At 36.0% G+C, this 20,055-nt stretch carries 15 protein-coding genes; 7 read left to right on the forward strand and 8 right to left on the reverse strand.

Translation table 11 applies throughout. The features are described from left to right. Window positions 1–216: 216 nt before the first annotated feature. The 3 genes from BLQ19_RS03160 to BLQ19_RS03170 all read right to left on the reverse strand — a co-directional run bounded on the left by BLQ19_RS03160 (window position 217) and on the right by BLQ19_RS03170 (window position 2,992). On the reverse strand, window positions 217–798 hold the full coding sequence (locus tag BLQ19_RS03160; RefSeq protein WP_074537340.1) for a MiaE family protein: 582 nt from the start codon (window positions 796–798) through the stop codon (window positions 217–219). A 74-nt stretch (window positions 799–872) separates the two neighbouring features. Next, on the reverse strand, window positions 873–2,366 hold the full coding sequence (locus BLQ19_RS03165; RefSeq protein ID WP_074537341.1) for a YfcC family protein: 1,494 nt from the start codon (window positions 2,364–2,366) through the stop codon (window positions 873–875). A gap of 11 nt (window positions 2,367–2,377) precedes the next feature. Next, window positions 2,378–2,992, reverse strand: coding sequence for a MarC family protein (locus BLQ19_RS03170; RefSeq protein ID WP_024482238.1), 615 nt, complete (start codon window positions 2,990–2,992; stop codon window positions 2,378–2,380). A 191-nt stretch (window positions 2,993–3,183) separates the two neighbouring features. Here BLQ19_RS03170 and BLQ19_RS03175 point away from each other — a divergent pair, with 191 nt between their 5' ends. Continuing rightward, window positions 3,184–3,780, forward strand: coding sequence for a fasciclin domain-containing protein (locus BLQ19_RS03175; RefSeq protein ID WP_074537342.1), 597 nt, complete (start codon window positions 3,184–3,186; stop codon window positions 3,778–3,780). A 43-nt stretch (window positions 3,781–3,823) separates the two neighbouring features. Here the strand turns inward: BLQ19_RS03175 and BLQ19_RS03180 are convergent, their stop codons facing one another. Both BLQ19_RS03180 and BLQ19_RS03185 read right to left on the reverse strand, forming a co-directional pair. Beyond that, window positions 3,824–4,639, reverse strand: coding sequence for an amidohydrolase family protein (locus BLQ19_RS03180; protein ID WP_074537343.1), 816 nt, complete (start codon window positions 4,637–4,639; stop codon window positions 3,824–3,826). Window positions 4,640–4,649: 10 nt separating this feature from the next. Beyond that, entirely contained in the window at window positions 4,650–5,945 is a 1,296-nt protein-coding gene (locus BLQ19_RS03185) for an aminopeptidase P N-terminal domain-containing protein (RefSeq protein WP_074537344.1), read from the reverse strand. Between the two features lie 225 nt (window positions 5,946–6,170). On the opposite strand from BLQ19_RS03185, the gene BLQ19_RS03190 reads away from it, so the two are divergent. The 6 genes from BLQ19_RS03190 to BLQ19_RS03215 all read left to right on the forward strand — a co-directional run bounded on the left by BLQ19_RS03190 (window position 6,171) and on the right by BLQ19_RS03215 (window position 13,690). Further along, on the forward strand, window positions 6,171–9,017 hold the full coding sequence (locus BLQ19_RS03190) for a VPS10 domain-containing protein (RefSeq protein WP_074537345.1): 2,847 nt from the start codon (window positions 6,171–6,173) through the stop codon (window positions 9,015–9,017). 18 nt (window positions 9,018–9,035) lie between these two features. Beyond that, on the forward strand, window positions 9,036–9,374 hold the full coding sequence (locus BLQ19_RS03195) for a cupin domain-containing protein (protein WP_074537346.1): 339 nt from the start codon (window positions 9,036–9,038) through the stop codon (window positions 9,372–9,374). A gap of 10 nt (window positions 9,375–9,384) precedes the next feature. Beyond that, window positions 9,385–9,771 (forward strand): DUF2721 domain-containing protein, encoded by a 387-nt coding sequence (locus BLQ19_RS03200; RefSeq protein ID WP_025616517.1) that lies wholly within the window; start codon window positions 9,385–9,387, stop codon window positions 9,769–9,771. 478 nt (window positions 9,772–10,249) lie between these two features. Then, window positions 10,250–10,927, forward strand: a complete 678-nt coding sequence (locus BLQ19_RS03205; RefSeq protein WP_074537347.1) for a succinate dehydrogenase cytochrome b subunit — start codon at window positions 10,250–10,252, stop codon at window positions 10,925–10,927. 11 nt (window positions 10,928–10,938) lie between these two features. Beyond that, window positions 10,939–12,939, forward strand: a complete 2,001-nt coding sequence (locus tag BLQ19_RS03210) for a fumarate reductase/succinate dehydrogenase flavoprotein subunit (protein WP_074537348.1) — start codon at window positions 10,939–10,941, stop codon at window positions 12,937–12,939. Between the two features lie 10 nt (window positions 12,940–12,949). Further along, window positions 12,950–13,690, forward strand: coding sequence for a succinate dehydrogenase/fumarate reductase iron-sulfur subunit (locus BLQ19_RS03215; RefSeq protein ID WP_025616199.1), 741 nt, complete (start codon window positions 12,950–12,952; stop codon window positions 13,688–13,690). A gap of 71 nt (window positions 13,691–13,761) precedes the next feature. On the opposite strand, the gene BLQ19_RS03220 is transcribed toward BLQ19_RS03215, so the two are convergent. The 3 genes from BLQ19_RS03220 to BLQ19_RS03230 all read right to left on the reverse strand — a co-directional run. Beyond that, window positions 13,762–15,825, reverse strand: coding sequence for an OmpA family protein (locus BLQ19_RS03220; RefSeq protein WP_074537349.1), 2,064 nt, complete (start codon window positions 15,823–15,825; stop codon window positions 13,762–13,764). Between the two features lie 10 nt (window positions 15,826–15,835). Further along, window positions 15,836–16,750 carry a PorP/SprF family type IX secretion system membrane protein gene (locus BLQ19_RS03225; RefSeq protein ID WP_074537350.1) on the reverse strand — a complete coding sequence of 305 codons (915 nt, stop codon included), beginning with the start codon at window positions 16,748–16,750 and terminating at the stop codon, window positions 15,836–15,838. Between the two features lie 23 nt (window positions 16,751–16,773). Further along, window positions 16,774–20,055 (reverse strand): Ig-like domain-containing protein (locus tag BLQ19_RS03230; protein WP_139150187.1); only part of this gene is annotated, 3,282 nt, incomplete at its 5' end.

Here is a 20,055-nt window from a genome sequence, read left to right on the forward strand (position 1 = left end):
CAATGCTTAATACTATCTTTGAACATGATAATTGCAGATCAATTAAAGTCTTTTATTATCAATGGAAAAATGAAAATGAAGAAATTAACGATAACTACACCGAGTTAATCCAAAACATTTCTCGTCATTTTAATGACAAAAAAATGATGCGTTCAAAAATTGTAAATAAATCACTTTGCAACGCTTTACCTCAAGATATAAGATTTACAAAGAAACCTATCCATGAATAGTCTCAGACTTGCCATAATTTTTGATGATTTCGCCCTCTGCAGCTAATAAGTCTTTCCAGAGTGCATCCACATCAATACCCCCACCATATTTACGAGCAAAACCAAGGAATGTGGTATAATGACCGGCTTCACTAATCATCAATTCTTTATAGAATTTTGAAAGCTCTTCATCTTTAATGTTTTCAGAAAGCACTTTAAAACGCTCACAGCTGCGTGCTTCTATCATCGCAGAAAACAACAATCTATTTACCAAAGCTTGTTGACGACTACCGCCTTTCATTTGAATCTTGAATAGTTCATTCACGTAACTATCCTTACGCTCTCTTCCTAGTGTATAACCCCTTTGTTTAATGATATCATGGACCATTTGAAAGTGCTCTAATTCTTCTTGCGCCAACTTTAGCAGCTCGGTTACTAATTCTTCGTGCTCAGAATTTAAAGAAATTATGGTAATAGCATTGGTGGCTGCTTTTTGCTCACACCACGCATGGTCTGTCAATATTTCTTCAATATTGGTTTCAACTAATTTAGCCCAACGAGGATCTGTTGCCAATTTTAAACCAAGCATAATTTTATTATTTTGAATTAGATACTACCGCAAAGATACAGCATCAGAAGCGGAAAACCATTTGCAATCTAACATTACAGATATACCGAAATGGTTAAAGATACCATTGCCAGTAGTGTCAAAATTAATAGTAAAGGCCAAACAAATTTAAGCCATTTATCATAACCAATTTTAACCACAGAAAGTGCCGCCAAAATCATACTTGTCGGATTTATAAAATAAAATAAACCTATGCCGTACAAATAGGCATTTACGACAACTTCACGACCCACACCAACGGTATCTGCTAAAGGAGACATGATAGGCATGGTTAGTACAGCCATTCCTGACTGTGAAGGGATAAAAAATGCCAAACCAGAATAGATAAACATTAATAAGTTAGCAAATATTCCCTTGTTCATACCTTCTGTAGCTGTGCTTGCATAATACAGCACGGTATCACTAATTAATCCGTCATTCATAAGAATAGTTACACCACGTGCAATTCCGATAATAAAAGCAACACTTAGCAATTCTCCCGCACCTTTAGCAAATGCAGCAACAAATTTATGTTCTTTAATTTTTCCAATAAACCCAATTACGACAGCCGCTACTAAAAATGTACTGGTCATTTCTACAAACCACCAATCTAAGAAAGACACGCCAACAATCATAACCACAAACGATAATGAAAACACAAGAAGAATTAATTTTAATCTTCCTGTTAATTCTATTTGATTCTCTGACTTTAAGCCAAAAGCCTCATTCATCTCTTGCTTCTGATCATAAATCAAAGACTTTGTAGGGTCTTTTTTAACCTTCTTAGCATATTGCAGGATGTAAACAATACAGACGATTAAACAGAGTAATAGCATTATGGAACGTCCCGTCATCCCGGTGGTCCAACTAATACCGGCAGCATCAGAAGCAATAATGGTCGCAAAAGGATTGGTAATACTAAATAAACAACCAACAGCAGAACCAACAAAAATGCACGCTAACCCCACTAAGGCATCGTATTTTGCTGCCAAAAAAACAGGAATTAATATAGGATAAAAAGCCATAGTCTCTTCAGATAGGCCAAAAGTTGTACCGCCAATGGCTACTAAAGTAGTGACAACGATAATTAATATATACTCCCTACCATTCAGCGTTTTTGCCAAACTAGCAATACCCGCATCAAAAGCACCGGTATGATCCATAATCCCAATTAAGCCACCGATAATCAAAACAAGGAATATAATATCCGATGCTTCAATAATCCCTTTTATTGGCGCCTGCACAAATTCTGAAAAACCCTGGGGCTTTGAGGCCAACTCTTTATACGTATCGGGAATATTGATAGGCTTGTAAATAGCACCACTAGTAAATTTCACTAAAGGAATCTGAATATTTAATTGATTTAGACTCTCTTGCGTTGCAGGTTGCGTATGTGTTTCTAAAGCACTGCTTATTTCAAATGTGGCATCCGCATCATTGTATTTTAAAGAATCATATTTTCCCGCAGGAATAAACCAAGTTAAAACAGCCACCAATAGCGCAATAACAATCAAGATAGTTTGCGCTGTAGGGAATTTTAGATTTTTCATTAGCTAACAGATTAATGCAGTATCGTAAAGAATTCTCTTAAACCTGTTAAAATACTTTGGATAGCATACGATGCTAAGATCAACCCCATCACTTTACTAATTACAGTTATTCCGTACTCGCCAACTTTTTCTTGCACCACATTTGCCGCCAATAATAAAAGGCACGTTAAGATGACCACAATAAGTACTAAAACGGTAGTTACCGCCTGTTGCTCTATGGAGTATAGATTATTATTCGTCATTAACACCACGGCCATAATTGCACCAGGAGAAGCAATAGAAGGTATGGCTATAGGAAAAATAGACACATGTTTATAATCTTTAATTTTACTTTTTTCATTCTCCGGCTTCCCATCGCCAAAAATCATGGTGAGAGCAAACAAAAATAGAATGACACCCCCAGAAATTTGAAAGGCATCTAAAGAGACCTCCATCCCTTCTAAAATAAACTGACCGATACCAATAAAGAAAAGTAATATAACAAAAGCTACTAATGAGGCTCTGACCGCTATTTTTCTTTTATGCCTTGTATCAAAATTTTTAGTTGCCTCTAGATACACTGGCACTGATCCCAAAGGATCTATTACAGCAATCAAAAAAAATATAGTCGTAATTATTTCTTTCATATTTTATAGATATAGTACATTAAATGCTGAACGCTCAAAAAAAACAACTTTTTAGTAGGACTTCAAATTAAAAAAACATAATTTAAAGAGGTACTTCGCACATTGTTAAACTCTTCACAAAGGTAATTTAAATACAAACCTTAAAGAGAAAAACTCCGTAGATAAGACATAATCAAACAAAGTAGTTGTTCATGAAAACTAATTCCTTTTTTAAATCTGCATTTTCGTCGGTCTTTATTCTAGCCACAAGTTTCTCTTTTGCGCAAGATATGCCAACCTCAAAAGATATAAAAATGGATGAGAACACAAAAATTAATAAAAGTACAGAGACCCACCCGTCTAAAGATATTGTTTTCAATACACAAAACACAAAAGACCTTACTACTTTAACTGCCGCTATAAAAGCCGCAGATCTTACAGAAAAGTTACAAGGAGAAGGACCATTTACTGTTTTTGCTCCAACAGATACTGCTTTTGAAAAATTAGCTCAAGGCACCGTAAATGGATTGCTCGAAATTGAAAACAAAGAGAAATTGCAAGCCATATTAACCTACCATGTTTTGGCTGGAAAATTTACTTCTGAAGACTTAATAAAAGCGGTAAAAAAAGGAAAAGGAAAAACAGAATTTAAAACCATCAACGGGAAAATTTTAAAAGCCATGTTTGACGGAAAAAATCTGAAACTTATAGATGAAACAGGTCATATGGCTACAGTAACTACTACCGATGCAAAACAATCTAATGGCATCATCCATATTATCAATACGGTATTATCCCCAGGACTTTAATTCACATACACTTATAAAAAAACGACCCTATCCGGGTCGTTTTTTATTTTTTCAATTTCGAAACATCAATTTTATACAGTTCTGCCGCATTTTGCCAAAGAATTAATTCTTTCTTATCCTCTGGAATATTCAAATGCTTCATGAACTTTAAATACGATTTCATATTAGAGATGGGCCAATCTGTACCATATAACAAGTATTTTGGATTTCCCGCATACGTAATCATTTCTTCAATACCTTTTTTCATGTATTTTTCGAACTTCGTAGAAAAATCACCTAACACAAGACCAGAAATATCTGCGTAGACATTCTTATTCTTGTAGACCACCTCCATACAATCTTTTATCCACGGATTTCCTACATGGCAAATAACAATCTTTAAATCTGGATAATCAACAGCCAAGTCATCTATATGAATGGGGTGGGAGTATTTAATTCTACCCGTTGGCGCATAAGTATCTCCTGAATGAAACATGACCGGAACGTCATATTCCAATGCCATTTCGTACACCACTTTTAACCGAATATCATTTGGATAAAAAGGTTCATACCCCGGATAAAATTTCAATGCTTTTATAAGGCCCTGTTCTAAATAATCTCCTATTTCTCTTAAATCTCTATAGTTGTAATTCAGATAACTGATACCCGCAACCACACCAAGATTATCTCTTCCTTTTATAGCCTCTACTACTTGCTTGGTACTTGGCCGATGTTCATTTACCTTATACGAAGTGAGCACCAAAGAATAATCTACATGATTATCAATCATGGTTTGCGTGAGCTTATCTAAACACTCTTCAAGAGAGACTACCCGATCTTCGTGATAGTTATTTATATGCGTATGAACATCTATAATCATTGGCTATTACTTAATTTTTATTCATTAATTCTTCAATCTCATCTGCCTCGATAGGAATGTTTTGCATCAAATTAAAAGGAACTCCCTTTTCTTGAATCACCACATCATCTTCTAAACGAATTCCCATATTTTCATTTGGGATGTAAATTCCCGGCTCTACGGTAAAAACCATATTTGCTTTCATTGGGGTTTTAAGCGCTCCATAATCATGGGTATTTAATCCTATATGGTGACTAGTACCGTGCATGAAATATTTTTTATAGGCTGGCCATTCTGGATTTTCATTTTGAACATCTGCCTTATCTAACAAATTGAGCCCTATTAATTCCGAAGTCATTATTTTACCCACTTCTTTATGATACTCGGCCCAGATAGTTCCCGGAACCAACATTTTGGTTGCTTCATTTTTAACACGAAGGACCGCGTCATACACTTCTCTTTGTCTTGGCGTAAATTTTCCGCTAACAGGAATTGTTCTAGATAAATCACTAGAATAGTTGGCATATTCTGCCGCAACATCCATCAGAATTAAATCTCCCGATTTACATTGCTGATTGTTCTCTATATAATGAAGTACGTTAGCATTATTTCCCGAGGCTATAATTGGGGTATACGCAAAACCTTTTGACCTATTACGAATAAACTCATGCAATAGTTCTGCTTCAATTTCATATTCCCAAACATCTGGCTGAACAAAACCAAGCAATCTTCTAAAGCCTTTTTCTGTGATATTACACGCCGTTTGCATTAAGGCTAACTCCTCTGGTTCTTTTACACCTCTAATTTCCTGTAAAATAGGATTGCTTTTTGCATATTGATGTGCTGGGAATTGCAATTTACATTTTTGAATAAAACGATCTTCTCTTGTTTGTGTTTTTACCGCTTGCCTGTAATGCTCATTTGTATTAAAGTAAACCGTATTTGCTTCCGTCATTAGATCAAAGAAAATCTTATCAAAGTCGGTTAACCAATATACCGTTTCTATTCCAGACACAAGTGTAGCCTTTTCCTTCGTTAGCTTTTCTCCCTCCCATACAGCAATATGCTCATTGGTTTCTCTAACAAATAAAACCTCACGATGCTTTTTATTTATGGCGTCTGGAAATAAAAGTAAAATAGTTTCTTCTTGATCCGCTCCTGAAAGATAAAAGATATCACGGTGTTGTTCAAAAGGCATGGTACTATCCGCACTTATAGGATACACATCATTAGAATTAAAAACAGCAATACTTTTTGGAAGCATAGCCTCCATAAATTTCTTTCTGTTTTTTATAAAAAGGGTATTTTGTATTAAATCGTATTTCATTTTGTAACCAGTGTTTTTTATTAAAATAAGCAATAAACGCTTTGCTAGCTTAATTCTGAAGATTATAGCGCTTAACGCATATCACATTAATCACCTCAAAAATAAGAATTAATACACACAAGCCTTATTAATGAAAAGGTAATATTTCCTCATTTACCAGAAAGACCCAAGAATCTTTCCGCTAGATTTCTTAACTTTCCGATGACTAATTACAACCAACACATCATGAACAAACTTATAGGCTTACCCCTACTACTTTCCGCTACATTTATCTTTGCTCAAAATGCCCCCTCAAGCTCAGAAGCTGTATTAAATGCATTACATCAAAAAGAACAATTAGCAAATAGCTCTATTGTTAAGAACATTCCTTTTACTAATGTAGGACCTACTGTAATGAGTGGGCGCGTAGTTGATGTTGATGTAAATCCTCAAAATCCAACAGAATTTTATGTCGGCTATGCCTCTGGAGGTGTTTGGTATACTAAGAACAATGGCACCACTTTTACTCCCATTCTAGACAACGCACAAACTCAGAATGTTGGTGATATTGCCGTAGATTGGAAAAACGGAATTATCTGGGTAGGAACAGGGGAAAATAACGCTTCTAGATCTTCCTATGCAGGAATAGGTATTCTAAAATCCTCAGACCATGGTGAAACTTGGAAAAATGTTGGCTTATTAGACGCACAGCATATTGGTAGAATCTTGATAGACCCGAACAATTCCAATACTATTATTGTAGGCGCTACGGGCCACTTATATTCCGACAATGAAGAACGCGGAATTTACAAAACTACTGATGGCGGTACCTCATGGAAAAAAACCCTATATATAAATAGTAGCACTGGTATTATAGATGTAGCTTTTGCTCCTGACAATTTTAATACGATGTATGCTGCGGCATGGGAAAAAGGCAGAAAAGCATGGGATTTTATAGGCAATGGTAATGGCTCAGGAATTTATAAAAGCACAGATGCAGGAACCACTTGGACAAAGATTTCTACCCCCGAAAGCGGATTTCCGACAGGCGAAGGTGTTGGCAGAATAGGATTAGCTGTTTTCGACGAGCATACCGTATATGCGGTTCATGACAACCAATTTAGGCGAAAAAAAACAACATCTACCGCTACATCTAAAGGCTTAACAAAAGATGATTTTAAGTCGATGACGGCAGATGATCTTTTGAAAATAGAAGACAAAAAATTAAATGAGTTTTTGAAAACTAACGGATTCCAAGAAAAATACCGCGCAGCTAATGTAAAGCAACTGGTACGCAGCGGAAGCGTAAAACCTATAGATTTAGCAAAGTATTTAGAAGATGCCAATGCTATGCTTTTTGACACGCCTGTAATAGGAGCTGAAGTATACAAAAGTACAGATGGAGGAACCACCTGGAACAAGCAAAATGAAAATTATATTGACGATTTGTTTTACAGTTACGGGTACTATTTTGCTCAAATAAATGTAGATCCTAGCAACGTAGATAAAATTTATTTAGCTGGTGTACCTATTATTAAATCTGATGATGGAGGTAAATCCTATACTTCTATTAACGGTGAGAATGTTCATGCAGACCACCATGCGTTGTGGATAAACCCTAAGATGTCTGGACATTTAATTAATGGAAATGACGGCGGAATAAACATCTCTTACGATGATGGTGCCAATTGGATTAAAAGTAACACTCCCGCAGTAGGCCAATTTTACGCGGTTAACGTAGACAATGAAAAGCCCTATAATATATATGGCGGACTCCAAGATAACGGTGTTTGGAAAGGAGTACATACCGCAAAAGAAGATGTTTCATGGCACCAAAGCGGAGACTACCCTTGGAAATCTATTTTAGGTGGCGATGGCATGCAAGTACAGATAGATAATCGGAACAGCAATATTGTCTATACCGGCTTTCAGTTCGGAAACTACTTTCGACTAGATTTAGAAAATAAAAAAAGAGATTATATACAACCTAAACATGAGTTAGGAGAAACACCATACCGTTTTAATTGGCAAACGCCTATTTTATTATCCCCGCACAATCAAGACATTCTATATTTAGGAGGCAATAAATTACACCGTTCCCTAAACCAAGGAACAGACTGGGAAACTATTTCTGAAGATTTAACCAACGGAGGCAAAGAAGGCAATGTTGCTTATGGAACCATAACCAGTATATCAGAATCTCCTTTTAAATTTGGATTGTTATATACTGGTAGCGATGATGGTATAATATTTATGACACAAAACGGCGGAGGCAGTTGGGATAATATTGCTAATTCTTTACCCAAAAACCTTTGGGTAACAAGAGTGGTGGCTTCTAAGCATAAAAAAGAACGCATTTACGCTACCTTAAATGGCTACAGAAATGATGATTTTGAATCTTACATTTATACCAGCGATGATTTTGGAAAAACATGGCAAGATATTGCCAACAATATCCCCTCTTCCCCTGTAAATATACTTACGGAAGATCCTGAAAATGAAAATCTATTATTCACGGGAACAGACAATGGATTGTATGTAAGCTTTAATCGTGGTGCATCTTGGGAAGTTTTCCAAAATGATATGCCCAATGTTGCCGTACATGATATTGTTATCCAACCCGAAGCAAAGCATTTAATTGTTGGTACCCACGGCCGAAGCATTTATAAGGCTGATATTAGCAATTTACAAAAAATGACTCCCGAGATACTAGACAAAGATATTCATGTTTTTACACCCGAAATCATAAAGCACTCTCCAAGATGGGGCTCTTCTTGGAGCACTTGGGGCACACCACAAACTCCAGGTTTAGATCTATATTTCTACACTAAAAATGAAGGAGTTATAGAAGCTACAATTCTTACTAATAATGGAATTGAAATAAGCAGCACAACCTTAGAAAACATTAAAGGGTTTAATCTTTTATCATACGACTTGGCATTCTCAAAATCCGGAAAATCTGCGTACCTGAAGAAAGTTAAAACAGAACTAATAGAAGCCAATGACGGTAAAACATACTTACCCAAAGGAAACTACACCATTAAATTAATAGGAAAGGGTATCAAAGAAACCATCGCTTTTGAAATTGAATAGTATTCGAATACACTAAAAATGAAATTAACAAAAACAACCGCACTACCAGAGCTTGGAGTTTCTCATGATGCTGAAATTAAAAAGAAAGTTTTCATAAGCAAAGGAGAAATACCTCAGCTTATGATGTACGGTAGTGCTGTGTTTACTCCCGGACAATCTGTAGAATTACACCAACACGACACTATGTTTGAAGTTTTTTACATTCAAAGTGGCAAAGCAGAATTTATCGTGAACTCCAAAATTTTTATTGTAGAAAAAGGAGATTGCATTACCATTGAACCCGGTGAACTACATGCCCAAAACAATCCATTTGACGAAAATGTTACTTGGACATACTTTGGTATCGCAACCGACTAATTAGACAATTATGGATTTAACTTTAGGCATACCAGCATTACTTTTCCCTGCAATTTCATTGACTATGTTGGCATACAATGCTCGATATTTAGCCATTGCTGCTCTCATTAGACAGTTGCATCAAAAATATCAAGAAACCGGATCGTCATCGGTAAGTTTGCAAGTTAAGAAATTGAGCAAGCGTTTAACAATCATCAAAAACATGCAGGCATCTGCTATTTTAAGCTTTTTACTGGCAGTTATTACGATGTCTTTAATTTATGTACAACTTGATTTTTGGGCAAATTTAGTTTTTGGCATCAGCCTTTTAGCTTTGATGATTTCTTTAATTTTATCTTTTATTGAGGTACAGCTTTCCACCAAGGCACTGTCCATTCAGTTGAAAGATTTGGAGTAATTAAAAAAAGTAGCCATGCGGGTACCAGTGTAATGCCAACGCAAGCATGGAAATCCGATGAACTGCACGTTCCAAATATTCCATTTAAAGAAAATGTGACGTGTATTTACGTTGGTATCGAAATTGATACATTGCAAAAGAAAAGACCAAGTAGTTTGTTTCTGAAATGCCTCAACCCCATATTTTTTAGAAAAGTATAGCTTAAAATCAAAATACATAGTCTAAATACTCTTTTCTACCTATTGTAATTGTTTTAAGAAGTTAAGAACAGACTGGGTGGTTTATTTTTTTAAAGGGTATTTTCAAGATATTAAGTGTTGGCAAGTGTAAATTTCAAACGTTTTAGTAGCTTTTAGTTTTAAATAGCCATACTGGTCAACCAATTACTTATTTTGATTCTAAATAAGAGTAGGATTTATTATTAAAGTTTGTTAATAACTTGTTTGTACTGTAAATTTGTAAAAAAAACTAACAACTAATGAGCGGATTTTTCAAATCTTCGATTGGTAGAAAGTATGCGATGGCACTTTCTGCTTTCTTTTTAATGTTTTTTCTACTTCAGCATTTTGCAATTAATATTTTATCGGTTTTTAGTCCAGATGCATTTAATGAGGCATCTCATTTTATGGGAACGTTCTGGGCGGTACAATATGTGTTGCAACCCGTATTAATTTTTGGGGTGATGTACCATTTCATTATGGGTTTCATTTTAGAAATTAAAAACAGAAATGCTAGAGTAGCAAAGTACGCTAAAAACAATGGAGCAGCTAATTCTAGCTGGATGAGTAGAAACATGATTTATAGCGGATTGGCTATTTTAGCCTTTTTAGTGCTTCACTTTATTGATTTCTGGCTTCCAGAAATTAGTACTAAATACATTCAAGGCGATATGTCTGGATTATTAGCAGATAGTGAAGGCTTTCGTTATTATGAAGAATTAACGCATAAGTTTGTTAACCCTCTTAGGGTTGGTGCTTATGTAATTGCATTTGTATTTTTATCGTTACACCTTACGCACGGTTTCAGTTCTGCATTCCAATCTTCGGGTGTTTCGTCTATGAGAAAAGAGAAATTACAAATTTTTGGTAAAGTGTATGCTATTGCAATTCCATTAGGATTCATAGCAATCGCCCTTTTTCATCATTTTAATCATTAATACTATTACTTATGTCTGTATTAGACTCAAAAGTACCAAAAGGCTCATTAAAGGATAAATGGACCGATTATAAAAATCATATTGATTTAGTTAACCCTGCGAACAAACGTAATATTGATGTTATTGTTGTTGGAACAGGATTAGCTGGTGGTTCTGCTGCTGCTACTTTAGCAGAGCTAGGCTACAACGTTAAAACATTTTGTTATCAAGATTCTCCACGTAGAGCACACTCAATTGCTGCACAAGGTGGTATAAACGCTGCTAAAAATTACCAAGGTGATGGTGATTCTACTTACCGTTTATTTTACGATACCGTAAAGGGTGGAGATTACCGTTCTCGTGAAGCTAACGTTTATAGATTAGCAGAAGTATCTGCTAATATTATTGACCAATGTGTTGCACAAGGGGTACCATTTGCACGTGATTATGGTGGATTATTAGACAACCGTTCATTTGGTGGTGTATTGGTTTCACGTACTTTTTATGCCAAAGGACAAACGGGACAACAATTATTATTAGGTGCCTATTCTGCAATGAACAGACAAATTGCTCGTGGTAAAATTACCCCGTTCAACCGTCATGAAATGCTAGATGTGGTTAAAGTAGATGGGAAAGCGAGAGGAATTATTGCTCGTGACCTAGTTACAGGAAAAATAGAACGTCACTCGGCCCACGCTGTAGTTATTGCTTCTGGAGGATACGGAAATGTATATTTCTTATCTACAAATGCAATGGGATCTAACGTTACTGCGTCTTGGAAAATACATAAAAAAGGCGCATTTTTTGCCAATCCTTGTTATACACAAATTCACCCAACTTGTATTCCTCGCTCTGGAGATTATCAGTCTAAACTAACGTTGATGTCTGAATCTTTACGTAACGATGGTCGTATTTGGGTTCCTAAGAATATGGACGATGTGATGGCAATCCGTGAAGGGAAGAAAAAGCCAACAGACTTGACAGAAGAACAAAGAGATTATTACCTAGAGCGTCGTTACCCTGCATTTGGTAACTTGGTACCACGTGATGTTGCTTCTAGAGCGGCTAAAGAACGTTGTGACGCTGGTTACGGAGTAAACGCGACTGGTGAAGCTGTTTATTTAGATTTTGCTTCTGCGATACAACGTTACGGAATAGAGCAAGCAAAAATTCACAATATTACTAATGCTTCTGCTGATAAAATATATGAATTGGGTGCTGCTATCGTAAAAGCTAAGTACGGTAACCTTTTCCAAATGTACGAGAAGATCGTAGATCAAGACCCTTATAAAACACCAATGATGATTTATCCTGCTGTTCACTACACCATGGGTGGTGTTTGGGTAGATTATAATTTGATGACTACTATACCTGGATGTTATGCAATTGGAGAAGCTAACTTCTCTGATCACGGTGCCAATAGATTAGGAGCATCTGCTTTGATGCAAGGTTTGGCTGATGGCTATTTTGTATTACCATACACCATTGGAGATTATCTTTCTCATGATATTAGAACTGGAAAAATACCAACAAACACCCCAGAATTTGATGCTGCAGAGAAAGAAGTAACTGAACGAATTGAGTTTTTCCTTAACAATAAAGGAGAGCACTCCGTTGATTATTACCACAAGAAGTTAGGTAAAATTATGTGGGATAAATGTGGTATGTCTCGTAACGCTGCGGGCTTAAAAGAAGCTATAGAAGAAATTTCTGCACTCAGAAAAGATTTCTGGTTAAATGTAAATGTTCCTGGAACTGCTACAGAATATAATGAGCAATTAGCAAAAGCAGGTAGAGTTGCTGATTTCTTGGAGTTAGGAGAGTTATTCGCTAAAGATGCCCTAGTTAGAGAAGAATCAGCTGGTGGACACTTTAGAGAAGAGCACCAAACAGAAGAAGGTGAAGCTAAGAGAATGAAAGAATTCCAATTTGTTTCTGCTTGGGAATACAAAGGAGAACCAAAAGATGCGGTACTGCATAAAGAAGAATTGGTTTACGAGAATATAGAAGTTAAAGAAAGAAGTTATAAATAAAAAAGATAGTATGAACTTAACACTTAAAATTTGGCGTCAAATAGATGCGAACGACAAGGGGAAGATGGTCGATTACAAAGTGACAGAAATATCTGAACACATGTCTTTTTTAGAAATGATGGATGTTCTTAACGAGCAGTTAGTTAATACTGGCGAAGAACCTGTTGCATTTGATCATGACTGTAGAGAAGGCATTTGCGGAATGTGCTCCATGTACATTAACGGTGAGGCCCACGGACCAGATAGAGGTGTAACCACTTGTCAATTACATATGCGTATGTTCAAAGATGGTGATACTATAACCATTGAGCCATTTAGAGCTAAAGCATTTCCTGTAATAAAAGATTTAGTAGTAGACAGAAGCGCTTTTGACCGTATACAACATGCTGGTGGATACATTTCTGTAAATACTTCTGGTAATACGCAAGATGCCAATGCAACGCTTATTTCTAAGCACGCAGCAGATGAAGCAATGGATGCAGCTACCTGTATTGGTTGTGGCGCATGTGTAGCAAGCTGTAAAAATGCTTCTGCAATGCTTTTTGTTGGCGCAAAAGTATCTCAATACGCGTTATTACCGCAAGGACAAGTAGAGGCTGCAGATCGTGTTAAAAACATGGTAGCACAGATGGACTTAGAAGGTTTTGGAAACTGTACAAATACTGGAGCATGTGAAATTGAATGTCCTAAAGGAATTTCTTTAGAAAACATAGCACGTATGAACAGAGAATTACTAAAAGCAAACGTTTAAAAAAGCTTTTTTATATACACAAAAAAACCCAAGCATTGCTGCTTGGGTTTTTTATTATCTTTTTTTAAGTCTTACATTTTTACAATTATAAATTCAGAACGCCTGTTCAACTCATGCTTCTCCCGAGTACATCTAACGCTTCCGTCACAATCATTCAATAGTTTATCTTCACCATATCCAATAGCACTCTCTATACGGTCTGCATCGATACCTTGAGAGATAATATAATCTCTTGAAGATTTAGCACGTTTATCTGAAAGATATCTGTTATAATCACTGGCACCTCTACTATCGGTATGTGATTCTATCTTAATCACCATTTCCGGATATTCAGACATTACCTCTACCAATTTATCCAACTCTTTAGAGGCATCCTCTCTAATAAATGATTTATCAAAATCAAAATAAATCATATCTGTCTTAAGTTTTCTTATTCCGTCATCAATTACTATAAGTTCTTTTAGCTTTTTCAATGAAACATCAACCATCTCTGTTTCATTTAATGTAGTCATGACCTCCTTAACATCTTGAAAAAATTCTTTTCTATTTGTTTTGATACTATATTTCTTATTCCCGTCAAGATCTTCAAAAACAAAACTACCATCTTCAGCTGTTTCTACTTCCTTAAGCTTAATATTGTTTTCGTCCAAAAGCATCACTAGAGCTTTAGGCATAACATCACCTGTCACCAATTCTGTTACCACACCAGCAATAGCTGTATGGGTTACCTCTTCCAGCGCTAAACGTTGAAAGGAGTAAATATCATCATCACCTTTTCCACCCGCACGGTTAGAAGCAAAATATCCTTTCTGACTCTCCTCACTGACAATATAAGAGAAATCATCTTTATTACTGTTTACAGGAACCCCTACATTCTTAACTTCCTGAAAACCATCAACGTCATAAGAAGCTTCAAAAACATCTAGACCACCAAGTCCGGCATGCCCATCTGATGAAAAATAAATTTTCTTGTCTGTAACAAATGGAAACATTTCTCTTTTCTCCGTATTAATTTCAGGACCTAAATTTCTAGGGGTAGAATAAGTACCATCTTCCAAAACATCAACAACAAAAATATCTGAAGCACCTAAACTCCCCGGCATATCAGAAACGAAATACAATAATTTACCATCAGGACTTAAGGCCGGATGCCCCGTAGAATAACTATCACTATTAAAAGGAAGTTCTTTAGGTTCTGCCCAATCATCACCAACCTTAACAGACGTATAGATTTTCAAGTGATTAACACCATTTTTATCTCGCTTTAGCTTTTTACCGTAATTATTACGTGTAAAGTACATAGTTTCATTATCTGGAGAAAACGTAACAGAAGCCTCGTGATATTTAGAATTTATCTTTTTGGAAAATTTAATAGCACTTTTTAAATCTGCAGACTCCTCGTTTATCTTAGAAACATATAAATCTAAAAATGGCTGATCATTCCATTTATACTTGCGCGTAACAAAGACCGATGAATCTAATGAAGAAGAAAATACCACCTTATCATTATCATAAAACATAGGCGAAAAATCTGAATATTCAGAGTTTATAGCCACATTATCTATCGTAAAACGAGCATCACCATTAATGATTTTGTCTAAGGCAACCTCTTCCCTTGGAGCATTAAAAGCATATGTATTTTGAGTATCTTCCTTTTGCATCTTTTCATACAAACGCATAAACCTTTTAGCTTTACTATATTTACCATTACCTTTTAGTGTATGGGAATACTTAAAGTAATTATCTGCCGTCATCTTACTTTCGTATTCATTATATAGAATATTATACCAGTAATAAGCCTTTTCCATATTCGTATTGAAATAATAAGAATCACCAATTTTTTTTAGCAAGATTGATGAGTAATTATTCTTATCTGACAGAACCTTTTCATAAGTTTCAGCGGCCTCAGCATACCACATCTTATTAAAATAGTAGTCTGCTTTTTGTACTAACCTACTATTATTTGGAAGATCTAATTTCTCGCTATCTTCTTTCAGAGAATTGAGCATTTCAATATTTACAGCTTCTATTGGAACAGTAATATTTTGAGCAACACTGTTGCCAGGACTACTAATCTCTTGCGCATAGCTAGCAAAATGAAATAGCATTGTTAAGGATATAAGTAATTTTTTCATAGTAGGTTAATTAGAAAAATCTTGGGGATTTTAAAATTGTTTGTAAGGATAAAAACTGATATCTCAAGAATATTTCATGCGTACCAGAATTATACCGCGTTAAGTTATTGGTCGTAAAATCATAGGCATAGCCCATGCTGAATTGCGGAGTAATCTGAAAACCCATCAAGGCACTTATAGATTCATCCCACCTATAGTTAACGCCAAAATTAACTTTTTCGTATAATAAGAAATTTGCTGATGTGTCAACAGTAAGAGGCGCTCCGTTAACATGTTTAGCAAAAACAGAAGGCTTAAACTTTAATTTCCGATTCAGATCAAAAACATAACCAGCGATGAAATAATAATGCACTTTTTCAGAAGCTTCTTCTTCTTCAATCTCATCATAACGTAAATTAGTGATTATATTTGGGACTGAAACTCCTAAATAAGATCTATCAGTATAGTAAAAAATACCAGCTCCTATAGTAGGCAATATTTTACTATTAACATTTTGATTGAACACCGCATCTTGATCTCTATACAAACCTTTTGACCAGTCCAAACTAAACATCCTTATACCAGCTTTCACACCAAGCCCAAGCCTATCTCCTCTCCTATTTAAAATTAATTGATGCGCATAATTTCCATCAATAAATGTTTCTTGGGAAGGACCAATATCATCTTGGATTACTGAAAGTCCAATTCCATCAAATAGACCTATAGGTGAATCTATACCTAATGATATTGTTCGTGGTGCACCATCAATACCTACCCATTGATCTCTATACAAACTTAATACAGCCATATGTCCTCTTGAACCCGCGTAACCGGGATTAACAGTCATTGTATTATAGTTGTAAAGCGTAAATTGCGGGTCTTGCTGACCTTGAACACAATACACAAACAACAATAGTGCAACGGTTAATATCTTATTTCTAATCATATTTTTCTAAATTTTTACAGCAATTATCTGATAATGTATAACCATCCAGTTCTCGTTTTTTCAGTACCATCACCAAGGTTCAACAAATAATAATAAGTCCCTGAAGGCAATTTTTCTTCTGCACCAAGTCTAAGTCCTTTTTTAGAAGTTCCAGTCCAAGTATTATCATAATTTTTTGCCTCGAAAACCTTAGCTCCCCATCGGTTAAATATTTGTAGTGTATTATTGGGATAGTTCTCAATGCATTCAATAAAAAAGATATCATTTGCGCCATCATTATTTGGAGAAAATTCATTAAAAACAGTCAAACATTCTTCTTGAGTAACTGTGGGGGTAACTTCATCTCTGTCATTACCAACATTTAAATCCAATTGGTCTACATAAACCAATTCTGCTACGTTAGTATAGTCATCAATTTCGGTAACTCCTACGGTCACTTGCAGAACAGCAGTTTCTCCTATTTGCAACAAAGGAATATCCCACATACCCATGTTTTCATCATAGGTACCTAAGCTTTCCGTATGATTAATAGGGGTATATCCATCAGGAAGCATATCTTCAATACCAATATTCGTTGCATCATAGGCGCTATTATTTAACACCGTAATCGTAAATACCACGACATCACCCGAATAAGTCTGATCTTTATCAATTGTTTTATTCACTTCAAGATCTACAGTAGGTGAAGCAATAGTAAAAAAGGTTTCATCATCTTCACTCTGATCACCGTCATCATTATTTGGTGAAGAATCAGGATCGAATTGATCTGTAGAAGTAATCTGCACCGTGTTCTTATATTCATCTAACACGTTAGATGGCGCATTTACGGTAACTTCATAACTAAATGTTTGACTTCCAACTGGCACTGTAGCTATCTGCCATTCAATAGAATTACCAGTAATTACTCCACCATTATTAACATTATTTAAAGTGTAACCCACTGGTACAACATCAACAATGCTAACATTTGTTGCTAAACCTGGTCCGTTATTTTCTAAAATAATTTCAAAAGTTAAAGTATCACCCGTATTAGGACTAGCTACTGAACCACCAACTAAAGCTTTAGACAAGCTTAAGTCTGCTGGAATTAAATCTAGAGACACATTATCTTCATCATCTTCACTTTGATCCCCATCATCATTATTTGGTGACGAATCTAAATCATATTGTGCGACCTGAACAACTTGTGCGCTATTGAAATATTCATTTGAAGTATTCGTTGGTAGATTTACAAGAGCGTCAAACGATAATACTATTGAAGATCCTGCACTTATTGTAAGACCGTTCCATATGATAATATTCCCTGACTGTACACCCCCATTATCTATTGAATTAATAGCAAAACCAATTGGTATATAATTTTCAATTCCAATATTGGTGGCGTCGAAACTTCCATTATTAAAAACCTCAACAAAAATCGTGATCCGCTCACCTGGATTGGCGGTTTCTTCTGAAATAGTGGTTACGAGCTCTAAATCTATAACCTGAGGATTTACTGTAACGCTAGATTCATCATCTTCACTTTGATCACCATCATCATTACTAGGGGTACTGTCTGGGTCGTAGTTAATAGCATTTGTAATTTCTGCAACATTTATATACTGATTAATGTCAGAACTTGGCTCGTTTACTATTGCTACGATATCTAAAGAAACTGATGAACCACTCATTAAAGCAGGTAGGGTCCAATTTCCTGATGATACTTGGTAAACTCCATTAGATACACTAGAATCATCACTTACAAAAATATATCCTGATGGTAATAAATCCTTTACAATTATCCCTGCTGGGGAATCTATTGGCCCATCATTTGTCACTGCTAATGTAAAAGTCACATTTGATCCAACATTTGGGATAGCATCATTAACAATTTTTGTTAAACTTAAATCGGATGTAGCCGAAACATTTATAGTTACGCTATCGCTATTATCACAAGAATTGCTATCTGACCCCGTAACCGTGTAAGTTGTGGTTACCAATGGCGATACTGAACCTCCATCAATTGCTCCATTGTCCCAAGTATAACTTGATGCTCCCGATCCAGTTAAAATAACACTTTCACCTGCATATATAGATGTTGCTGATGCGTTTGCCACGACTGTCGGCAAAGCATTTATGGTTATTCTAATTTCTGAACGTAGGCCTTCACAGCCATTGGCATTGGTCTGACTTACATAATAAGAAGTACCCCCAACTGATGCTGTACTAGGGGTTGGTGCTGTTGAACTACCCGTTCCACCACTCGCAACTGTATACCATAATAAATTTGTGCCTGATGCTGTTAAGGCACTTGCTGTATCATTCTCACAATACTCAACATCACTCACTGTGGGTGCTGCCGGCAATGCATTTTGCGTGATACTTACAGCTCTTCTTATACTACTCCTACAGGCTGTTGTTATATTTCTTGACTCTGCATAAAAAGTAGTTGAACCACTTCCTAAACTTGCTGGCTGATAACTCAATGATCCAATAGATAAAGCAATACCTCCACTAGCGCTTGAGTACCAGTCTACAGTTTCTCCTGAATTAACTAAAACAGAAATTGTTGGAATACTTTGACCCGCACAATATTCTTGATCTCCATTGTCTGCTACTGGTTCGTCAACTGGTGGACAGCTGCAATCAGGAGCTGTAACATTTAATGTATTTTCACAAGATGTTGTTCCGTTTGTTACCGTAAGTACAATGTTATTTCCTGAAGTAACTCCAGAAATGGTCCAATCATTACCACTAGTATTTACCACTGTGCCTTCAGTACTCGTTAACGTACCTGTACTAACCGATACTGAAATTGAGTATGTTGTTAAATCTGGAGAGCAAGTTGGTGCGCTTGTTGTACTTATTATTGGTAATGGATTAATAGTTACTATAATTTCTGAACGAGGTCCTTCACAACCATTTCCATTTGTTTGGCTAACATAATAAGATGTATTCCCTACGGCAGTTGTGCTTGGAGTCGGCGCTGTTGAACTATCAGTTCCACCAGATGCCACGGTGTACCATAACAAATTTGTACCTGTCGCAGTCAAGGCGCTTGGTGTATCATTTTGACAATAAACAACTGGACTTGTTACCCCTGGTGCTGTTGGCAAAGCATTTATCGTTACTTCAATTTCTGAACGTGGACCTTCACAGCCATTTCCATTCGTTTGACTTACATAATAAGATGTACTCCCAACTGATGCTGTACTTGGGGTTGGTGCTGTTGAACTACCCGTTCCACCACTCGCAACTGTATACCATAATAAATTTGTGCCCGATGCTGTTAAGGCACTTGCTGTATCATTCTCACAATACTCAAC

It is taken from the genome of Cellulophaga baltica, assembly GCF_900102165.1.
GTDB lineage: Bacteria > Bacteroidota > Bacteroidia > Flavobacteriales > Flavobacteriaceae > Cellulophaga > Cellulophaga baltica.